Raw genomic sequence first — 15,530 nt, forward strand, 5'->3', positions numbered from 1 at the left:
GCTCAAAACCTCATATGCAGCGCGAAATGCGCCGGGTTGAGCAGGCTGGTTACATATTCGATCGGCCGGTCGTCGGCCGCACGCGTCAGCCGGCGTCCGCGCAGGAACGGCGTGCCTTGCGGGCAGCCGAGAATGGCGGCGTCTTCGGCATTCAGCATCTCGATGCCGACCCATTCCTCGCCATGGTCTGGGATGAGGCCGGCGCCGCGCAGCGTCTGGTGCAGCGAGCCTTCGCGCAGACCGCGCAGCGGCACGTCCTCCAGTTCGGGCGACAGCGGCAGGCGGCTGCGTTCGATGGAGATCGCATGGCCGTCGCTGGCATTGGTGCGCACCCGGTCGACGGCGATGAAGAACGGGCTTTCGATGCCAAGCAGCGCGGCAAGATCGGCATCCTCGATCACTTCAAGCCGCAGCGTCCGCGTCTCGGCATTGGCGCCGGCATTGGCCAGCGCCCGCGACCAGCCAATGCTGTCATCGACCGGCTTGCCGTCGAAAGTGACGAAGGAGCCGATGCCGACCTTGGTCGTGATCAGCCCACGGCTGGACAACTCCTCGAGGCCCTTGCGGACCGTGTTGCGGCTGACGGAAAAGCGCTGGACGAGTTCGTTCTCGCTTTGCAGGCGGTCGCCGAAGCCAAGCACGCCGGAGCGGATCTCATGTTCGAGAACGGTGGCGATCTGCTCGGGCTTGCCCGTGCCGGGAGAAAGTTGAACCGCGCGCCGCTTCATATGGGTACCTGTTCAGTAAACCTGTATAGTCCTGTTCGATATTGGAGTTGAAGGGCGACGTCAACGATATATTTGGATTCACGCATATGCGTTGTGCTCAGGTGCCCCGGGCATCGTTTGTTCGCATGGCGACGCTAACCGCGCAGGGCGTCCCGTCTCCGAGACAGAGCGGGGGCAGCGCTTCCCTCAGGCGATTAGCCTTGCGCTCACACGAAGAAAAATTCCTCAATCCGTTGCTTGGCCGTCCGCAGCGCTGGCAGGATATCCCGCTCCATCGCCTCGACGGAGAACCGCGCCGACTGCGTCGAGACGTTGATCGCCGCCACGGTCTTGCCGGCGCGGTCATAGATCGGCACCGCTATCGAGCGCAGGCCAAGTTCCAGCTCTTCATCGACGACGGCAAAGCCATCCGCCCTCGCCGCGTCGATGGCCTTGGCCAGCGCGGCGCGGCTGATGATCGTCTTCGGCGTGCGCCGTTCGATCCTCGCCTCTGCAAGCAAGGCCTTCAGCTCATCCGCGCCCAGCCCCGCAAGCAGGACGCGCCCCATCGAGGTGCAATGCGCCGGCAGCCTGGTGCCGACATCGAGCGAAACGCTGAGGATGCGGCGGCCAGGAATGCGCGCGACATAGACGACTTCCTCGCCCGACAGCACCGCCGCGTTACAGGCCTCGTCGAATTGGCCCGCGACGTCGCGCATGATGGATGCCGCGAATGTCCATAGCGAGGCGCCGCCGAGCCAAGAGCGCACGATGGCGAGCAGGCGCGGCGACAGCGAAAACTGCCGGCCGGATTGCGTGGCATAGCCGGTGGCGGTCAGCGTCAGCAGGAAGCGACGCGCGCCGGCGCGGGTCAGCCCCGCCTCCTCCGCCATTTCGGTCAGCGTCATCCCGGCCGGATGCCGGGCCAGTATCTCCATGACTGCAAGGCCGCGCTCCAGCGAGCCGACATGGTCGCGCGTCTTTGCCTTGTCCTCCATGCGGCCTCCGCAAGACAATGCGTCGCCTTGACTCGTCTCGGCGGCGCGATGTAAAAATATCTCATACAAAACAAATGTTCGCAATACGAACTTTTTGAACTTCGGAGTTCTTGGCGATGGTCAATTTCCTGCCGCTCAAACAGGCCGTGGCTGAGAACCTGCATGATGGCGATACGGTCGCCTTCGAAGGCTTCACGCATCTGATCCCGACGGCGGCGGCGCATGAGGCCATCCGCCAGGACTTTCGCGACCTGACGCTCATCCGCATGACCCCCGACCTGATCTACGACCAGATGATCGGCATGGGCATGGCCAAGAAGATCATCTTCTCCTATGTCGGCAATCCCGGCGTCGGCCTGCTGCGCCGCGCCCGCGACGCCATCGAGAACGGCTTCCCCCGGTCGATCGAGATCGAGGAGCACAGCCATGCCGGCATGGCCAACGCCTACGAGGCGGGAGCTGCCGGCCTGCCTTGCGCGGTGTTCCGCGGCTATCGCGGCGCCGGGCTGGCGGCAGTCAATCCCAACATCCGCTCGGTCACCTGCCCGTTCACCGGCGAGGTGCTTGCCGCCGTTCCTTCCATCCGACCGGACGTGACCTTCATCCACGCTCAGAAGGCCGACAAAAAAGGCAATGTGCTGGTCGAAGGCATTATCGGCATCCAGAAGGAAGCGGTGCTCGCGGCCAAGCGCGCCGTGGTGACGGTAGAGGAAGTCGTCGACAATTTCGACGACCTGCATCCCAACCTCACCGTGCTGCCGCGCTGGACCATCGCTGCGATCTCGGTGGTATCAGGCGGTTCGCATCCCTCCTACACGCACGGCTATTATGTGCGCGACAATGCCGCCTATCTCGAATGGGACGACATCGCCGCCGACCGTGAAAAATTCCAGACCTGGATGCAGGCGAATGTCCTCGAGCGCACGGCGGACGATTTCGCCGGCCGCGTAAAGCATCTGAGGAGCGCGGCATGAGCGGCTTTACTCCCAATGAGATGATGACGATTGCCGCCAGCCGAGCCCTGAAAAACGACGATGTCTGCTTCGTCGGCATTGGCGCGCCGTCGGCCGCCTGCAACGTCGCGCGACTGACGCATGCGCCCGACATCACGCTGATCTATGAAAGCGGCACCATCGGCACCGCGCCCGATGTTTTGCCGCTGTCGATCGGTGACGGCGAACTTTGCGACACCGCCGTCACGACCGTCTCGGTGCCGGAGATGTTTCGTTACTGGCTGCAGGGCGGCCGCATTTCGATCGGTTTCCTCGGTGCCGCCCAGCTCGACAAGTTCGGCAACATCAACACCACCATCATCGGCGACTATGCGCATCCCAAGACCCGCCTGCCCGGCGGCGGCGGCGCGCCGGAGATCGCCACCTCGTCGAAGGAGATCTACATCACCATGGCGCAGTCCAAGCGCGGCATGGTCGAGAAGATCGACTTCTTCACCTCCTTCGGCCATGGCGATGGCGGCGACCATCGCCAGCGCCTCGGCATCGAGACATCAGGGCCGACGCTGCTGATCACCGACCTTGCCATCTGGAAGCCAGATCCGGTGAGCAAGGAATTCACCGTGGTGTCGTTGCATCCCGGCGCAACGCGGCTTGAGGTGCAGGACAGCTGTGGCTGGATCGTAAAGTTCGCCGAGGCGCTTGACGAAACGCCGGCGCCGACGGAACTCGAGCTGACGACATTGCGCGACCTGCAGGCCCGCACCAAGGCGGCGCATGAGGGAAGCGGAAAAGAAAAGGCCGCATGACATGACCGAGGCATTCATCTGCGATTACATCCGCACCCCGATCGGCCGTTTCGGCGGCTCGCTGTCGTCGGTGCGGGCCGACGATCTTGGCGCCATCCCGCTGAAGGCGCTGGTCGAGCGCAATGCCGGCATCGACTGGCAGGCTGTCGACGACGTCGTCTATGGCTGCGCCAATCAGGCCGGCGAGGACAACCGCAATGTAGCCCGCATGTCGCTGCTCCTGGCCGGACTGCCGAAGGAAATTTCAGGCTCGACCGTCAATCGCCTCTGCGGGTCCGGCATGGACGCGCTCACCATTGCCGCCCGCGCCATCAAGGCGGGCGAAGCCGAGTTGATGATCGCCGGCGGCGTCGAATCGATGAGCCGCGCGCCCTTCGTCATGCCCAAGGCCGAGACCGCCTTTTCACGCCATGCCGAGATCCATGACACCACCATCGGCTGGCGTTTCATCAACCCGCTGATGAAGAAACAATATGGCGTCGATTCCATGCCGGAGACCGGCGAGAACGTCGCCGAGGATTTTTCAGTGTCGCGCGCCGACCAGGACGCCTTTGCCGTGCGCAGCCAGGACAAGGCCGTCGCGGCACAGGCCAATGGCCGGCTGGCGAAGGAGATTACCCCGGTGACGGTCCCGCAGAAAAAGGGCGATGCGACTATCGTATCGAAGGATGAGCATCCCCGCGCCGGCACCACGGTCGAGTCGCTGGCCAAATTGCCGACGCCGTTCCGGCAAGACGGCACGGTCACTGCCGGCAACGCATCGGGCGTCAACGATGGCGCGGCGGCGCTGATCATCGCCTCCGAAGCGGCTGTGAAAAAACACGGCCTGACGCCGATCGCCCGCATCCTCGGCGGCGCTGCCGCCGGCGTGGCGCCGCGCATCATGGGCATCGGCCCTGCTCCGGCGACACAAAAGCTCTGCGCTCGCCTCGGCCTGACACCGCACCAATTCGATGTCATCGAACTCAACGAAGCCTTCGCCTCCCAAGGCATCGCCGTGCTCCGCCAACTCGGCATCGCCGAGGATGCGGAGCACGTCAACCCCAATGGCGGCGCCATCGCGCTTGGTCATCCCTTGGGCATGTCGGGCGCGCGCATTGCAGGCACGGCTGCGCTGGAGCTTCGCGAGCGCGGCGCCCGCTATGCGCTCGCCACCATGTGCATCGGCGTCGGCCAGGGCATCGCAGTGGCGCTCGAACGGGTTTGAGTTTGCACCGCCCTTAATAGGGCAAACCGACATAGTTTTCAGCCAGCGCGGTCGACGCCGCTTGCGAATGCACGAGATAGTCGAGCTCGGCTTCCTGGATGCGCTGGCCGAACTCGCCCGTATCGGGAAAGCGGTGCAGCATCGTCGTCATCCACCAGGAGAAGCGCACCGCCTTCCACACTCTGGCCAGCGCCTTGGCTGAATAAGCGTCGAGCCCGCTTGGTGATTTGTCCAGATAGAATTCGCGAAGCCCAGCAAAGAGATAGCGCACATCGCTGGCGGCGAGGTTGAGCCCCTTGGCGCCCGTCGGCGGCACGATATGGGCGGCGTCGCCGACCAGGAACAGCCGGCCGAAGCGCATCGGCTCGGCGACGAAGGAGCGCAGCGGCGCGATTGATTTTTCGAAGGACGGGCCGGTAACGACCGCGGCTGCGGTCTGTTCCGGCAGGCGACTGCGCAATTCGTCCCAGAAGCGACCGTCGCTCCAGGCGTCGACCTGTTCGTCAGCCGGGACCTGCACATAGTAGCGGCTGCGATGCGTCGACCGCATCGAGCACAGCGCAAAGCCCCGCTCATGGTTGGCGTAGACCAGTTCGTGATCGGCCGGCGGCACTTCGGCCAGCACGCCGAGCCAGCCGAAGGGATAGGTCCGCTCGAAGGTTTTCAGCGCCCGCCCAGGCGCCGATTTGCGGCTAACGCCGTGATAGCCGTCGCAGCCGGCGATGAAGTCGCAGTCGATGCAATGGCTGACGCCGTCCTTGTCGTAGGTGACGTAGGGCGCTTCGCCATCGAAACCATGCAGCGCGACGTTGGCCGCCTCATAGACGGTGGTCAGCCCGGCCGCCTCGCGCTTGTCCATCAGATCGTGCGTCACTTCGGTCTGACCATAGACGGTGACATGCTTGCCGCCGGTCAGTGCCGTGAGGTCGAGCCGGTGCAGGCCGCCGCCGAACGCAAGCGAGATGCCGGCATGCAGCAGGCCCTCGGCATGCAGCCTTACAGCTGCGCCCGCCTCTTCGAGCAACTCGACGGTGCCTTGTTCGAGCACCCCTGCCCGCACCCGGCCAAGCACATGCTGCCGGCTCGAACGTTCGAGGATCACCGTCTCGACGCCAATGGTGCCGAGAAGCTGGCCAAGCAGCAGCCCGGACGGTCCGGAGCCGACAATGACGATCTTTGTGCGCATCAGTGTCCCAGGCTTTCGATCTGTCCGGCGAGTTCGGCGGCGAGCCGTAGCGCAGCCGCGGTCGCTATCGCCATTTGCGGCAAGAGCAGCCATTCCAGCGTCCAGGCAGCACCGGAGCGCTCCTGCTCATGCACCAGCGCCTGGTGCATGCCGGAAAGCTGGGTGGCGTTGAAGCGCGCCAGCGTCACCAGCACTTCCGCCTTCACCGGGTTCTGCTTGTGCGGCATGGCCGACGAGCCGCCGCCGCCGGACAGCTTGATGTCGGTTCCACCTTGCGCCATCAGCGCAACGTCCTGGCCGAACTTGCCGAGACTGCCGGTGATGAGCGATAGCAGCCCGGCGAATTCGGCCAGCGCATCCCGCTGGCTGTGCCATTGCGGCGCGTCGCCAAGGCCGAGCTTTGCGGCAAGGGCGGCGCGCACGGCAGGTCCTTTGTCGCCCAGCTTCTCCAGCGTGCCGGCGGCGCCGCCAAACTGCACCACGATCAGACGCTTGGATTGCTCCGACAGTCTCTGCTGATGCCGTTGCAGCGGCGTGCGCCACACCGCCACGCGGTCCGACGCCTGAATTGGGATCGCCGGCTGCATGCGCGTAATCGCTGTCAATGCACGGCTGCCAAAACGTTCTTCCAGCCCCACCAGCCGCAAAATGTTCTCAGTCAGCAGCAGGTCGAGATGTTCAATGAGCCGGCGCAGCCGAAGAACCAGGCCAGTGTCGATGACGTCCTGGCTGGTTGCGCCGAAATGCACGCCGGCGTCGTGCGGCGCGCCGACCGCTGCCTTCAACTGGCGCACCAGTTCGGGCACGATCACGCCATCCTTCGCCACACCGGCCCGCAGCCTCGCGGTGTCCGGCTTGTATGACAACAGGACAGGTATAATCGCCGCGGCGGCATCCGTGCCGATAATCCCGCTTTCGGCTTCCGCTTGCGCCAGCGCGCGCTCGAAATCGAGCATGGCGGCGATTTCCCCATCCACCGAAAAATGCCGAGCCGCCTCCTCGTCGCCGAGCAGGCCGGAAAGCAGCGGATGGTCGAAGGGCGATACGGTCATGTCATTGGTTTCCTGACCGTCAGCTGTCGAAGAAGACCGTTTCCTTCTCCCCTTGGAGATGGACGTCGAAAATATAGTCGTCGCCTTGCCGCTCGGCGATCAGCGTCGGCACGCGCACCTTGTGCTCGATGCGGGCCAGGATCGGATCCTCGGCATTGGCCTTGGCCTCGTCGGAGAAATAGAGCCGCGTGTGGAGGCCGATATTGATGCCGCGGGCGACGATCCACAGGCTGATATGCGGCGCCATCAGCCGGCCGTCGCCATACGGCACGCGTCCCGGCTTGATCGTCTGAAAACTGCACAGGCCGGTTTCCATGTCGGTCGGCTGACGGCCCCAGCCCTGAAAATCCGGATCGGCATCGCCGCGCAATTCGGCCGGCGAATTGTAGAAGCCATTGGCATCCGCTTGCCAGATCTCGATCAACGCATCCCTGAGCGGCGTGCCGGTGCCGTCGAGCACGCGAATGCGCAAACCGATGCGGTCGCCCTTGGCGTTGTCGTTGAGCATCGTGGCGCCCAGGTCTGTCGGGTAGACGCCGCCGATACCGCCGAAATTCGGCGTCAGCCCGATATGCACGTAGGGCCCGGCGGTCTGCGACGGGCTCTCCTTCAGCCGGGTCAGCGATTGCGCCATCAATTGCCCTCCGGACGGTTTTCGAACAGCGAGGCGCGGCGTCCGCGCAACACGATGTCGAACTTGTAGGCGCGCGCGTCGAACGGGATCGTCGCCTGCATGTCGAGCGCCGCTACCAGCGTCTCGATCGCCGCCCTGTCGCGGATACCGCGCACGATCGGGCACCGCCAGATCAGCGGGTCGCCCTCGAAATACATCTGGGTGATCAGCCGCTGTGCGAAGCCGTGGCCGAACACCGAGAAATGGATGTGCGACGGCCGCCAGTCATTGGGCCCGTTCGGCCAGGGATAGGGACCTGGCTTCACCGTGCGAAAGGCATAGCCGCCGTCGGCATCGGTGATGGTGCGGCCGCAGCCGCCGAAATTCGGATCGAGCGGCGCCAGATAGCCGTCCTTCTTGTGGCGGTAGCGGCCGCCCGCATTGGCCTGCCAGAATTCGAGCAGCGCGCCGGAGACGCCCTGGCCGCGCTCGTCGAGCACGCGGCCATAGACGATGATACGCTCGCCGATGGCGCTCTCGCCGGACTTTGCAAAATTGTGGATCAGGTCATTGTCGAGTTCGCCCAGCACGGCGTGGCCGAACACCGGACCGGTGATCTCCGACGCCGTGTTGTCGAAGGCCAGCAGCGCCTTCTGCGGCGAGCGCAGCACCGAAGTCTTGTAGTCGGGCGTCAGCGCCGGCGGGTGCCAGCCGCGGTCGCGCTGGAAGAAGGCGCCGGTCTCGGGCCTGCGGTTCGAGCCGGCATCAGCTGGCATGGCCAGCCCTGCTTCCGTCCATTTCCGAAAACACCTCCTTGGCGATCCTGAAGGCGCGGTTGGCCGCCGGCACGCCGGCATAGATCGCGACATGCAGGAACGCTTCGCAGATATCGTCGCGCGACGCACCGGTGTTGGCGGTGGCGCGCACATGCATGGCGACCTCTTCATCATGGCCAAGGGCGGCCAGCAGTGCCAGCGTCACGATCGAGCGTTCGCGCCTGCTGAAGCCCGGACGCGCCCACACAGTGCCCCATGCTGCCTCGGTGATCAGCTCCTGGAACGGCCGGTCGAAATCGGTGACGGCATCCTCGCTGCGATCGACATGAGGGTCGCCGAGCACCGAGCGCCTGACGGTCAGCCCGGTTCGGTATCTGGTTTCGTTTTTGGGCAGTTCATCCATGGGTCTGCTTTCTCAGGGGAAGCGCCGCGACGAAATCGCGGATCAGGGTGGTCAGCGCCTCGGGCTGTTCGACGCAAGGGATGTGCGCGGCGTCACGAATGATTTCGAAATGTGCGCCTGGGATCAGATCGGCCAGCCAGCGGACGAGATCCGGCGGCGTCGAGCCGTCCTGGTCGCCAACGACGCAAAGCGTGGGCACCGCGATCGCCTGCGCAGCCTCGGTAAAATCGGCATCGCGCACCGCGGCGCAGGTGCCGACATAGCCGGCGACGGCTTGCCGGGTCATCATGTTCCAGTAGCCGTCGAGCTCGGCGACACGGTCCGCGTGGAAGGCAGGCGTAAACCACATTTTGAGCACGGCATCGGCGATGGCCTGGATGCCTTTGCTTTCGACCGTTTCGATGCGGGTGTTCCAGCTGTCGGCCGTGCCGATCTTGTGGGCGGTGTCGCACAGGATGAGGCCGTCGACGATTTCGGGGCGCCGGGCATAAAACCCTTGCGCAATCAGGCCGCCCACCGACAGGCCGCACAGCACCGCATTGTTCAGTTCGAAATGATCGATCAGGCCCGACAGATCATCGACATGCTCGTCGATCGAGCTGACGCCACCAATGTCGGACAGGCCATGGCCGCGCTTGTCGTAGACCAACACAGGTATTTCGCCACCCAGTTCGGACAACACCTCGTCCCAGATGCGGAAGTCGGTGCCCAGCGAATTGATGAACACGATCGGCCGCGCATTTCCCTTCGCCTTGATATGGCGATGGTGCAGCGTGATGCCGCCAATGTTGACGAATGGCACGATTTCGATCCTCCGTGTTCACATTGCACAAGGCATTTGGTTTGGTAAAATGATATTTTACGCCGTTTCATTAACTGCTAGGTTATGAGAACATGTCCGAAAGCCGCATAAGGTTCCGTCACCTGCAGGCATTCCTTGAGGTAGCGCGGCAAGGCAGCGTGGCTAGGGCGGCCGACTTTCTCCATGTCAGCCCACCGGCCGTGACCAAGACGTTGCGCGAATTGGAGGAGGCGCTTGGCATCGCTGTCGTCGAACGCGACGGCCGCGGCATCAGGGTGACGCGGCTTGGCGAAATCTTTCTCGGCCATGCCGGCACGGCGATCACGGCACTGAAGCGCGGCGTCGATTCCGTCCGCCAGGACGGCGCCATCAACCGGCATCCGATCCGCATCGGCGCGCTCCCGACAGTGTCGGCCAAGGTGATGCCACGCGCCATAAGCCTGTTCCTGAGTGAAAATACCGGTGCTGCGATCAAGATCGTCACCGGCGAGAACGCGGTCCTGCTGGAACAGTTGCGCGTCGGTGCGCTCGATCTCGTCGTCGGCCGGCTTGCGGCGCCGGAAAACATGACCGGCTTCTTCTTCGAGCATCTCTATTCCGAACCGGTGCTGTTCGTGGTGAGGGCCGGCCATCCGCTGCTGCAGCCGGGCCAGGACATCTTCGCCCGGCTCGATGAATTCCCGGTGCTGATGCCGACGCGGGAGTCGGTCATCCGCCCGTTCGTCGACCGCCTGTTCATCACCAACGGCATGACGGCGCCTGCGACCGAGATCGAGACCGTCTCGGATTCCTTCGGCCGTGCCTTCCTGCGCCAAAGCAATGCGGTCTGGATCATATCGACAGGCGTCGTCGCCAACGAACTCTCCAGCGGCGCCTTCGTCGCCTTGCCCGTCAACACCGAGGAAACCAAAGGGCCCGTCGGCCTGACGATGCGGACCGACACTGCGCCTTCGCCGGCCTTCACCATCCTGCTGCAGACCATTCGCGAGGCGGCCAGCCAGAACGCCTGAGCACCTTTCGCCAATCTGGCGCAGAGCGGGCCTTCAGCCGTATTTCCATAACCTGTTGGTTAACGAAACACCGCAAAATATCATTTTACCAAACCAAACACCTAGGGCACTGTGACGATGGGAGGATCGAAATCGTGCCTTATCGGCATTGGCGGCGTTCCGCTGCCGCCTCAAGGCCTGCCGGGGCGATCTCCGATCTTAAGAACGGGCGGCATCGATTTTGAGCAGGCCGGCGGTGACCTCCAGGTGCCGTCAGGAAAGGGAGGAATACCAGCATGACCTCAAGCAAATCCGGCGTCTCGCGGCGCCAGTTCATCGCCACATCGCTCGCCGGCGGCGCGGCACTTGCGCTCAGCCGCGGCCAGGCCTTCGCGCAGGCCGCCGACACGCTGAAGGTCGGCTTTGTCAGCCCGCGCACCGGGCCGCTCGCCGGCTTCGGCCAGACCGACGGCTATGTGCTCGACCTCGCCCGCAAGGCGCTCGCCAACGGCATCGACATCGGCGGCAAGAAATACAGTGTCGAGATCATCGACCAGGACACGCAATCCGACCCGTCCCGCGCCGGCCAGCTCGCCAAGGACCTCATCAACAACCAGGCCGTCGACCTGATGCTGGCGGTGTCGACGCCGGAGGTGATCAACCCGGTCGCCGACGCCTGCGAAGCCGCCGGCGTGCCTTGCCTCTCCACCGTCATGCCGTGGGAGGCCTGGTATTTCGGCCGCGGCGCCAAGCCCGGGGAACCCTCGCCGTTCAAATGGACCTATCATTTCGGCTTCGGCGTCGACGAGTTCTTCCGGACCTACATCTCGCAATGGAACCTGATCGAGACCAACAAGAAGGTCGGCGTCATGTATCCCAACGACGCCGACGGCAATGCCATCCGCACCCATCTGGCGCCGTTGCTGGCAAAGCAGGGTTTCACCATCGTCGATCCCGGTGCCTACGAGACCGGCACCACCGACTATTCCTCGCAGATCGCGCTGTTCAAGCAGGAAGGCGTCGAGATCTTCAACTCCTTCCCGATCCCGCCGGACTTCGCCGCCTTCTGGCGCCAGGCCGCGCAGCAAGGCCTGATCAAGCAGATCAAGATCTGCCAGGTCGCCAAGACCGGGCTGTTCCCGTCCGACATCGAGGCGCTGGGCGATCTCGGCAACAAGATTTCGAGCGCCGCTTACTGGCACAAGGCCTTCCCCTACAAGTCGCCGCTGACCGGCGTTTCGGGAATCGAACTGGCCGACGGTTATGAGGCCGCCAGCGGCAAGCAGTGGACGCAGCAGCTCGGCGCCTCGATGTCGCTGCTCGACGCCGGCTTCGAGGCGCTGAAGGCAAGCACCGACGCCAAGGACAAGGCGGCCGTCGCCAAGGCGCTGAGCACGCTCAACACCGAGACCATGATCGGCAAGGTCGACTTCACCAGCGGCCCGGTCGCCAATGTCTCTCCCGGCCCGATCATCGGCACCCAATGGGTGGCGGCCAAGGAAGGCGGCAAATTCCCGCTCGACTACGTCGTGACCGAGAACGCCACCGACCCGAAGGTTCCGGTCGAGGCCAAGCTCCAGCCGTATAACGGCTGACGGACGGCTACGGGGATCGCATCGTGAACGGTTCAGCAAACGCCGCGATCCTCCGCGCTGCCGGCATCCAGAAACGCTTCGGCGCGCTGGTGGTGCTCGACGATGTCGACTTCGCCATGAATGCCGCTGAGGCCGTCGGCATCGTCGGCCCGAACGGCGCCGGCAAGACGACGCTGCTCAGCATCTTGTCAGGCGCCTTCCCGCCGAGCGCCGGCACGGTCGCCTTCAAGGGCGGCGATGTGACGGCGCTGCCGGCAACGCAGCGCTGCCGGCTCGGCCTGGTGCGCACGCACCAGGTGCCGAAACCGTTCGGCGGCATGACCACGTTCGAGAACGTTTTTGTTGCGGCATCGCATGGCGCCGGTCTCGCCCGCGACGAGGCCTATGAAGAGGCGTTGGCGTCGCTGAAACTGTGCGGCATGCTGGGCGTGGCCAACCGGCGCGCCGAAACGCTCGGCCTGCTCGACCGCAAGCGGCTGGAACTTGCCCGCGCGCTCGCGGCAAGGCCGACGCTGCTTCTGCTCGACGAGATCGGCGGCGGCCTGACCGATGGCGAGGCGAGCGAACTTGTCGATACCATCAAGGAATTGCGCCGCCGCAAGATCGGCATCGTCTGGATCGAGCACATCGTCCACATCCTGCTGCAGGTGGCAGAGCGGCTGATCTGTATGGACGCCGGCAAGATCATCGCCGATGGCGAGCCGCAAGCGGTGATGGCCGACCCGGAAGTCGTGCGCGCCTATCTCGGCGGAGGCCCGAAATGAGCCTGCTCGCAATCGAGAATCTGGTCGTCCGCCATGGCCTGTTGCAGGCGGTGCGCGGTGTGAGCTTTACGATCGAGCGCGGCGAAACGCTGGCGCTGGTCGGCGCCAACGGCGCCGGCAAGACGACCCTGCTGCGGGCGATCGCCGGCGCGCACCAGCCGACGGCCGGCCGCGTGCTGCTGAATCGTGCCGATATCACCGGCGTTCCCTCGCACAAGCGCGTCGGCATGGGCGTCGCGCTGGTGCCGGAAGGGCGAAAACTGTTCGTGCAGATGACGGTCGAGGAGAACCTCCTGCTTGGCAAGACCGCCGGCCGTCCCGGCGACTGGAGCGTGGAACGAGTGCTCGACACGTTCCCCAATCTGAAGCCGCGCCGCCATGCCAAGACCGGGCATCTCTCCGGTGGCGAGCAGCAGGCCACCGCCATCGGCCGCGCTTTGATGAGCAATCCCGAACTGCTGCTGCTCGACGAGGTCTCGCTCGGCCTGTCGCCGCTGGTGGTCGATCGCGTATACGCTTCGCTGCAAGGCCTGATCAGCTCCGGCACGACGATCATCCTGGTCGAACAGGACCTCAATCGCGCGCTCTCGGTCTCGGACAAGGTCATCTGCATGCTCGAAGGACGCGTCGCGCTGGAAGGCCCGAGCAAGGGCATGTCCCGCGATGAAGTGACGAAAGCCTATTTCGGTCTGCACAGAAAAAGCGCCGGGAGTGTGCCGGCATGAGCAACCAGATCGTCCAGGGCATCCTGCTCGGCGGCTACTACGCGCTGATCGCCTGCGGCCTCTCCTTCATGTTTTCGGTGATGCGCATCATCAACCTCGCACATGGAAGCCTGGCCGTGTTTTCCGCCTATGCGCTGTGGCGGCTCGCCTCGCAATTCCATATCTCGCCCTTCGTCGGCCTGCTCATCGTGCTGCCGCTGATGGCGGCCATCGGCTGGGCGCTGCAGCGCTTCCTGCTCGAGCGCAGCGCCCGCGGCGGCGCGCTCCTGCCGATCCTGACCACGTTCGGCCTCGCCATCGTCATCGACAATGCGCTGTTCGAGCAGTTCGGCGCCGACACACGTTCGCTGGCGCCCTATATCGGCAGCCTCTCCTACGATTCCTGGGAATGGCCGGGCAGCATCTATGTCGGCAAGCTTGCCGTGATCATGTTCGCCGCCGCCGTCATATTGCTTGGCGGACTGCAGCTGTTCCTCACCCGCACCAGGCTTGGCCGCTCGATCCGCGCCACGTCGGAAGATCCCGACACGGCCGGTCTCGTCGGCGTCGATGCGCGCCGCGCCAATGCCCTCGCCGCCGCCATCGCCATGGTCACCGTTGGGCTGGCCGGCGCCTTCCTCGCCATGCGCGCCACCTTCGATCCCTATACCGGCGCACCTCAATTGCTGTTCGCTTTCGAGGCGGCGGTGATCGGCGGCGCCGGTTCGCTATGGGGCACGCTGGTCGGCGGCATCGTTCTGGCGCTCGCCCAGACGCTCGGCGCGCAGATCCATCCGCAAGGTTTTCTGATCGGCGGCCATGTCGCCTTCCTGATCGTGCTGTTCATCCGGCTCTCCACCTCCGGCCTCGGCCTGCGCGGCCTGCTGCGCCTGCCCGCGAGGAAAGCATCATGAGCGCGGTTTTAAACGACCCCGTCATCGAGCGCGGCACCTCCGCCTCGCGCATCTCGGCGATTGCGGTCGTCGTCATCATCGCGCTGCTTGGCATCGCGCCGCACTTCCTGTCGGCCGGCGCCGTCGACCGCCTTACCGCCTTGTTCATCTATGTGATCCTGGCAGCGATGTGGAACGCGCTGGCCGGCTTCGGCGGGCTGGTTTCGGTTGGACAGCAAGTGTTCTTCGGCCTCGGCGCCTATTTCGCCATCCGTCTGGCCGATGCCGGCCTCAACCCGTTCGCCTCGCTGTTCGTCTCCGCGATCATCGTCGGCGCGATCTCCTGGCCAATGTCGCTGTTCATGCTGAAGCTGAAGAACGGCGAGTTCGCCATCGGCATGTGGGTGATCGCGGCGCTCACCCATCTGCTGGTCAATCTCGACCGGCTGGTGCAAGGCGAGACCGGGACGTCGCTGATCTCGCTCAACATCTATGACGCCGGTTCCAGGCGGGCGACGATCTACTGGCTGGCGTTGGCCGCGATGACGGCGCTCCTTGCCATCCTGTTTAGCCTGCTGCGTGGCAGCACGGGTGCGGCCATCCGCGCCATCAGGGACAATGAGGAGGCCGCGGCATCGGTCGGCGTGCGCGTCACCGGAACCAAGCGGCTGCTCTTCGTGCTCGCCGCCTTCGGCATCGGCATGGCCGGCGCGCTGTGGTTGGCCACGTCGATCACCTTCCAGCCGAAAACCTACTTCAACGTCCAGTGGACCGCCTACATGATCTTCATGGTGCTGGTCGGCGGCATCGGCACCTTCGAGGGCGCCATTCTGGGTGCGCTGCTGTTCTTCCTCATCGAGACCTGGTTCGGCGGCACCGGCGTCTGGTATCTGATCGGCCTCGGCGCCACGGCGGTGCTGTTCTCGCTGTTCCTGCCGCGCGGCGTGTGGGGAACGCTGGAGGAGCGCTTTGGCCTGCGCCTGCTACCGGTCGGCTACCGGGTCAGGCTGCCGGCAAACGCCGGCGATAGTGACGCGACGCCTTCGCCGCAACAGGCCGCAACGCATAGTGAAAAGGCGTGA

Annotated in this window: 17 protein-coding genes; 9 read left to right on the forward strand and 8 right to left on the reverse strand. The window is 64.7% G+C overall.

Annotated elements, in window-relative coordinates; genetic code table 11:
- Positions 1-2: 2 nt before the first annotated feature.
- Both AC3EMP_RS26350 and AC3EMP_RS26355 read right to left on the reverse strand, forming a co-directional pair.
- Entirely contained in the window at positions 3-728 is a 726-nt protein-coding gene (locus tag AC3EMP_RS26350) for a GntR family transcriptional regulator (RefSeq protein ID WP_023687928.1), read from the reverse strand.
- Positions 729-934: 206 nt separating this feature from the next.
- Positions 935-1,705: an IclR family transcriptional regulator domain-containing protein gene (locus AC3EMP_RS26355; protein WP_023826443.1), complete on the reverse strand. Its 771-nt coding sequence runs from the start codon at positions 1,703-1,705 to the stop codon at positions 935-937.
- A gap of 116 nt (positions 1,706-1,821) precedes the next feature.
- On the opposite strand from AC3EMP_RS26355, the gene AC3EMP_RS26360 reads away from it, so the two are divergent.
- From AC3EMP_RS26360 to pcaF, 3 genes are read left to right on the forward strand one after another with little or no spacing between them, the layout of a single operon-like run.
- Complete coding sequence (locus AC3EMP_RS26360) at positions 1,822-2,679, forward strand: CoA transferase subunit A (protein ID WP_352710877.1); 858 nt, start codon at positions 1,822-1,824, stop codon at positions 2,677-2,679.
- The gene (locus tag AC3EMP_RS26365) at positions 2,676-3,464 is read left to right on the forward strand and encodes a CoA-transferase subunit beta (protein WP_023725442.1); all 789 of its coding nucleotides are present in this window, start codon (positions 2,676-2,678) and stop codon (positions 3,462-3,464) included. Before AC3EMP_RS26360 ends, AC3EMP_RS26365 begins: the two co-directional genes overlap by 4 nt.
- A 1-nt stretch (position 3,465) precedes the next feature.
- The gene (gene pcaF, locus AC3EMP_RS26370) at positions 3,466-4,671 is read left to right on the forward strand and encodes a 3-oxoadipyl-CoA thiolase (protein ID WP_023687925.1); all 1,206 of its coding nucleotides are present in this window, start codon (positions 3,466-3,468) and stop codon (positions 4,669-4,671) included.
- Positions 4,672-4,684: 13 nt separating this feature from the next.
- Here the strand turns inward: pcaF and pobA are convergent, their stop codons facing one another.
- The 6 genes from pobA to pcaD are packed head-to-tail and all read right to left on the reverse strand — an operon-like array spanning position 4,685 to position 9,503.
- A complete protein-coding gene (pobA, locus tag AC3EMP_RS26375) occupies positions 4,685-5,857 on the reverse strand; it encodes a 4-hydroxybenzoate 3-monooxygenase (protein WP_023712110.1) in 1,173 nt (390 codons plus the stop codon).
- Complete coding sequence (locus AC3EMP_RS26380; RefSeq protein WP_023714834.1) at positions 5,857-6,909, reverse strand: 3-carboxy-cis,cis-muconate cycloisomerase; 1,053 nt, start codon at positions 6,907-6,909, stop codon at positions 5,857-5,859. Before AC3EMP_RS26380 ends, pobA begins: the two co-directional genes overlap by 1 nt.
- A gap of 19 nt (positions 6,910-6,928) precedes the next feature.
- Complete coding sequence (pcaG, locus tag AC3EMP_RS26385; RefSeq protein ID WP_023668155.1) at positions 6,929-7,543, reverse strand: protocatechuate 3,4-dioxygenase subunit alpha; 615 nt, start codon at positions 7,541-7,543, stop codon at positions 6,929-6,931.
- The gene (pcaH, locus tag AC3EMP_RS26390) at positions 7,543-8,298 is read right to left on the reverse strand and encodes a protocatechuate 3,4-dioxygenase subunit beta (RefSeq protein ID WP_023668154.1); all 756 of its coding nucleotides are present in this window, start codon (positions 8,296-8,298) and stop codon (positions 7,543-7,545) included. Before pcaH ends, pcaG begins: the two co-directional genes overlap by 1 nt.
- Positions 8,288-8,701 carry a 4-carboxymuconolactone decarboxylase gene (pcaC, locus tag AC3EMP_RS26395; RefSeq protein ID WP_023668153.1) on the reverse strand — a complete coding sequence of 138 codons (414 nt, stop codon included), beginning with the start codon at positions 8,699-8,701 and terminating at the stop codon, positions 8,288-8,290. The genes pcaH and pcaC overlap by 11 nt, the downstream gene beginning before the upstream one ends.
- Positions 8,694-9,503, reverse strand: a complete 810-nt coding sequence (gene pcaD / locus AC3EMP_RS26400; protein WP_352597110.1) for a 3-oxoadipate enol-lactonase — start codon at positions 9,501-9,503, stop codon at positions 8,694-8,696. The genes pcaC and pcaD overlap by 8 nt, the downstream gene beginning before the upstream one ends.
- A gap of 92 nt (positions 9,504-9,595) precedes the next feature.
- Between pcaD and pcaQ the strand changes: the two genes are divergently transcribed.
- The 6 genes from pcaQ to AC3EMP_RS26430 all read left to right on the forward strand — a co-directional run bounded on the left by pcaQ (position 9,596) and on the right by AC3EMP_RS26430 (position 15,530).
- A complete protein-coding gene (gene pcaQ, locus AC3EMP_RS26405; protein ID WP_023685275.1) occupies positions 9,596-10,513 on the forward strand; it encodes a pca operon transcription factor PcaQ in 918 nt (305 codons plus the stop codon).
- A gap of 275 nt (positions 10,514-10,788) precedes the next feature.
- Entirely contained in the window at positions 10,789-12,087 is a 1,299-nt protein-coding gene (locus AC3EMP_RS26410; RefSeq protein ID WP_352597106.1) for an ABC transporter substrate-binding protein, read from the forward strand.
- Positions 12,088-12,176: 89 nt separating this feature from the next.
- Entirely contained in the window at positions 12,177-12,851 is a 675-nt protein-coding gene (locus tag AC3EMP_RS26415; RefSeq protein ID WP_352597148.1) for an ABC transporter ATP-binding protein, read from the forward strand.
- Positions 12,848-13,576: an ABC transporter ATP-binding protein gene (locus tag AC3EMP_RS26420; protein ID WP_352597104.1), complete on the forward strand. Its 729-nt coding sequence runs from the start codon at positions 12,848-12,850 to the stop codon at positions 13,574-13,576. The genes AC3EMP_RS26415 and AC3EMP_RS26420 overlap by 4 nt, the downstream gene beginning before the upstream one ends.
- Positions 13,573-14,469 carry a branched-chain amino acid ABC transporter permease gene (locus tag AC3EMP_RS26425; RefSeq protein WP_352710869.1) on the forward strand — a complete coding sequence of 299 codons (897 nt, stop codon included), beginning with the start codon at positions 13,573-13,575 and terminating at the stop codon, positions 14,467-14,469. Before AC3EMP_RS26420 ends, AC3EMP_RS26425 begins: the two co-directional genes overlap by 4 nt.
- A complete protein-coding gene (locus AC3EMP_RS26430; RefSeq protein ID WP_352710866.1) occupies positions 14,466-15,530 on the forward strand; it encodes a branched-chain amino acid ABC transporter permease in 1,065 nt (354 codons plus the stop codon). Before AC3EMP_RS26425 ends, AC3EMP_RS26430 begins: the two co-directional genes overlap by 4 nt.

This window comes from Mesorhizobium sp. P160219 (assembly GCF_057786095.1).

Bases quoted from the DNA above. Each gene is read 5' to 3' on its own strand.
- AC3EMP_RS26350 (WP_023687928.1), bottom strand. From the start codon at position 728: ATGAAGCGGCGCGCGGTTCAACTTTCTCCCGGCACGGGCAAGCCCGAG.
- pcaQ (WP_023685275.1), top strand. From the start codon at position 9,596: ATGTCCGAAAGCCGCATAAGGTTCCGTCACCTGCAGGCATTCCTTGAG.
- AC3EMP_RS26430 (WP_352710866.1), top strand. From the start codon at position 14,466: ATGAGCGCGGTTTTAAACGACCCCGTCATCGAGCGCGGCACCTCCGCC.
- AC3EMP_RS26410 (WP_352597106.1), top strand. From the start codon at position 10,789: ATGACCTCAAGCAAATCCGGCGTCTCGCGGCGCCAGTTCATCGCCACA.
- AC3EMP_RS26355 (WP_023826443.1), bottom strand. From the start codon at position 1,705: ATGGAGGACAAGGCAAAGACGCGCGACCATGTCGGCTCGCTGGAGCGC.
- pcaF (WP_023687925.1), top strand. From the start codon at position 3,466: ATGACCGAGGCATTCATCTGCGATTACATCCGCACCCCGATCGGCCGT.
- pcaG (WP_023668155.1), bottom strand. From the start codon at position 7,543: ATGGCGCAATCGCTGACCCGGCTGAAGGAGAGCCCGTCGCAGACCGCC.
- AC3EMP_RS26425 (WP_352710869.1), top strand. From the start codon at position 13,573: ATGAGCAACCAGATCGTCCAGGGCATCCTGCTCGGCGGCTACTACGCG.
- AC3EMP_RS26380 (WP_023714834.1), bottom strand. From the start codon at position 6,909: ATGACCGTATCGCCCTTCGACCATCCGCTGCTTTCCGGCCTGCTCGGC.
- AC3EMP_RS26420 (WP_352597104.1), top strand. From the start codon at position 12,848: ATGAGCCTGCTCGCAATCGAGAATCTGGTCGTCCGCCATGGCCTGTTG.
- AC3EMP_RS26360 (WP_352710877.1), top strand. From the start codon at position 1,822: ATGGTCAATTTCCTGCCGCTCAAACAGGCCGTGGCTGAGAACCTGCAT.
- pobA (WP_023712110.1), bottom strand. From the start codon at position 5,857: ATGCGCACAAAGATCGTCATTGTCGGCTCCGGACCGTCCGGGCTGCTG.
- pcaC (WP_023668153.1), bottom strand. From the start codon at position 8,701: ATGGATGAACTGCCCAAAAACGAAACCAGATACCGAACCGGGCTGACC.
- AC3EMP_RS26365 (WP_023725442.1), top strand. From the start codon at position 2,676: ATGAGCGGCTTTACTCCCAATGAGATGATGACGATTGCCGCCAGCCGA.
- pcaH (WP_023668154.1), bottom strand. From the start codon at position 8,298: ATGCCAGCTGATGCCGGCTCGAACCGCAGGCCCGAGACCGGCGCCTTC.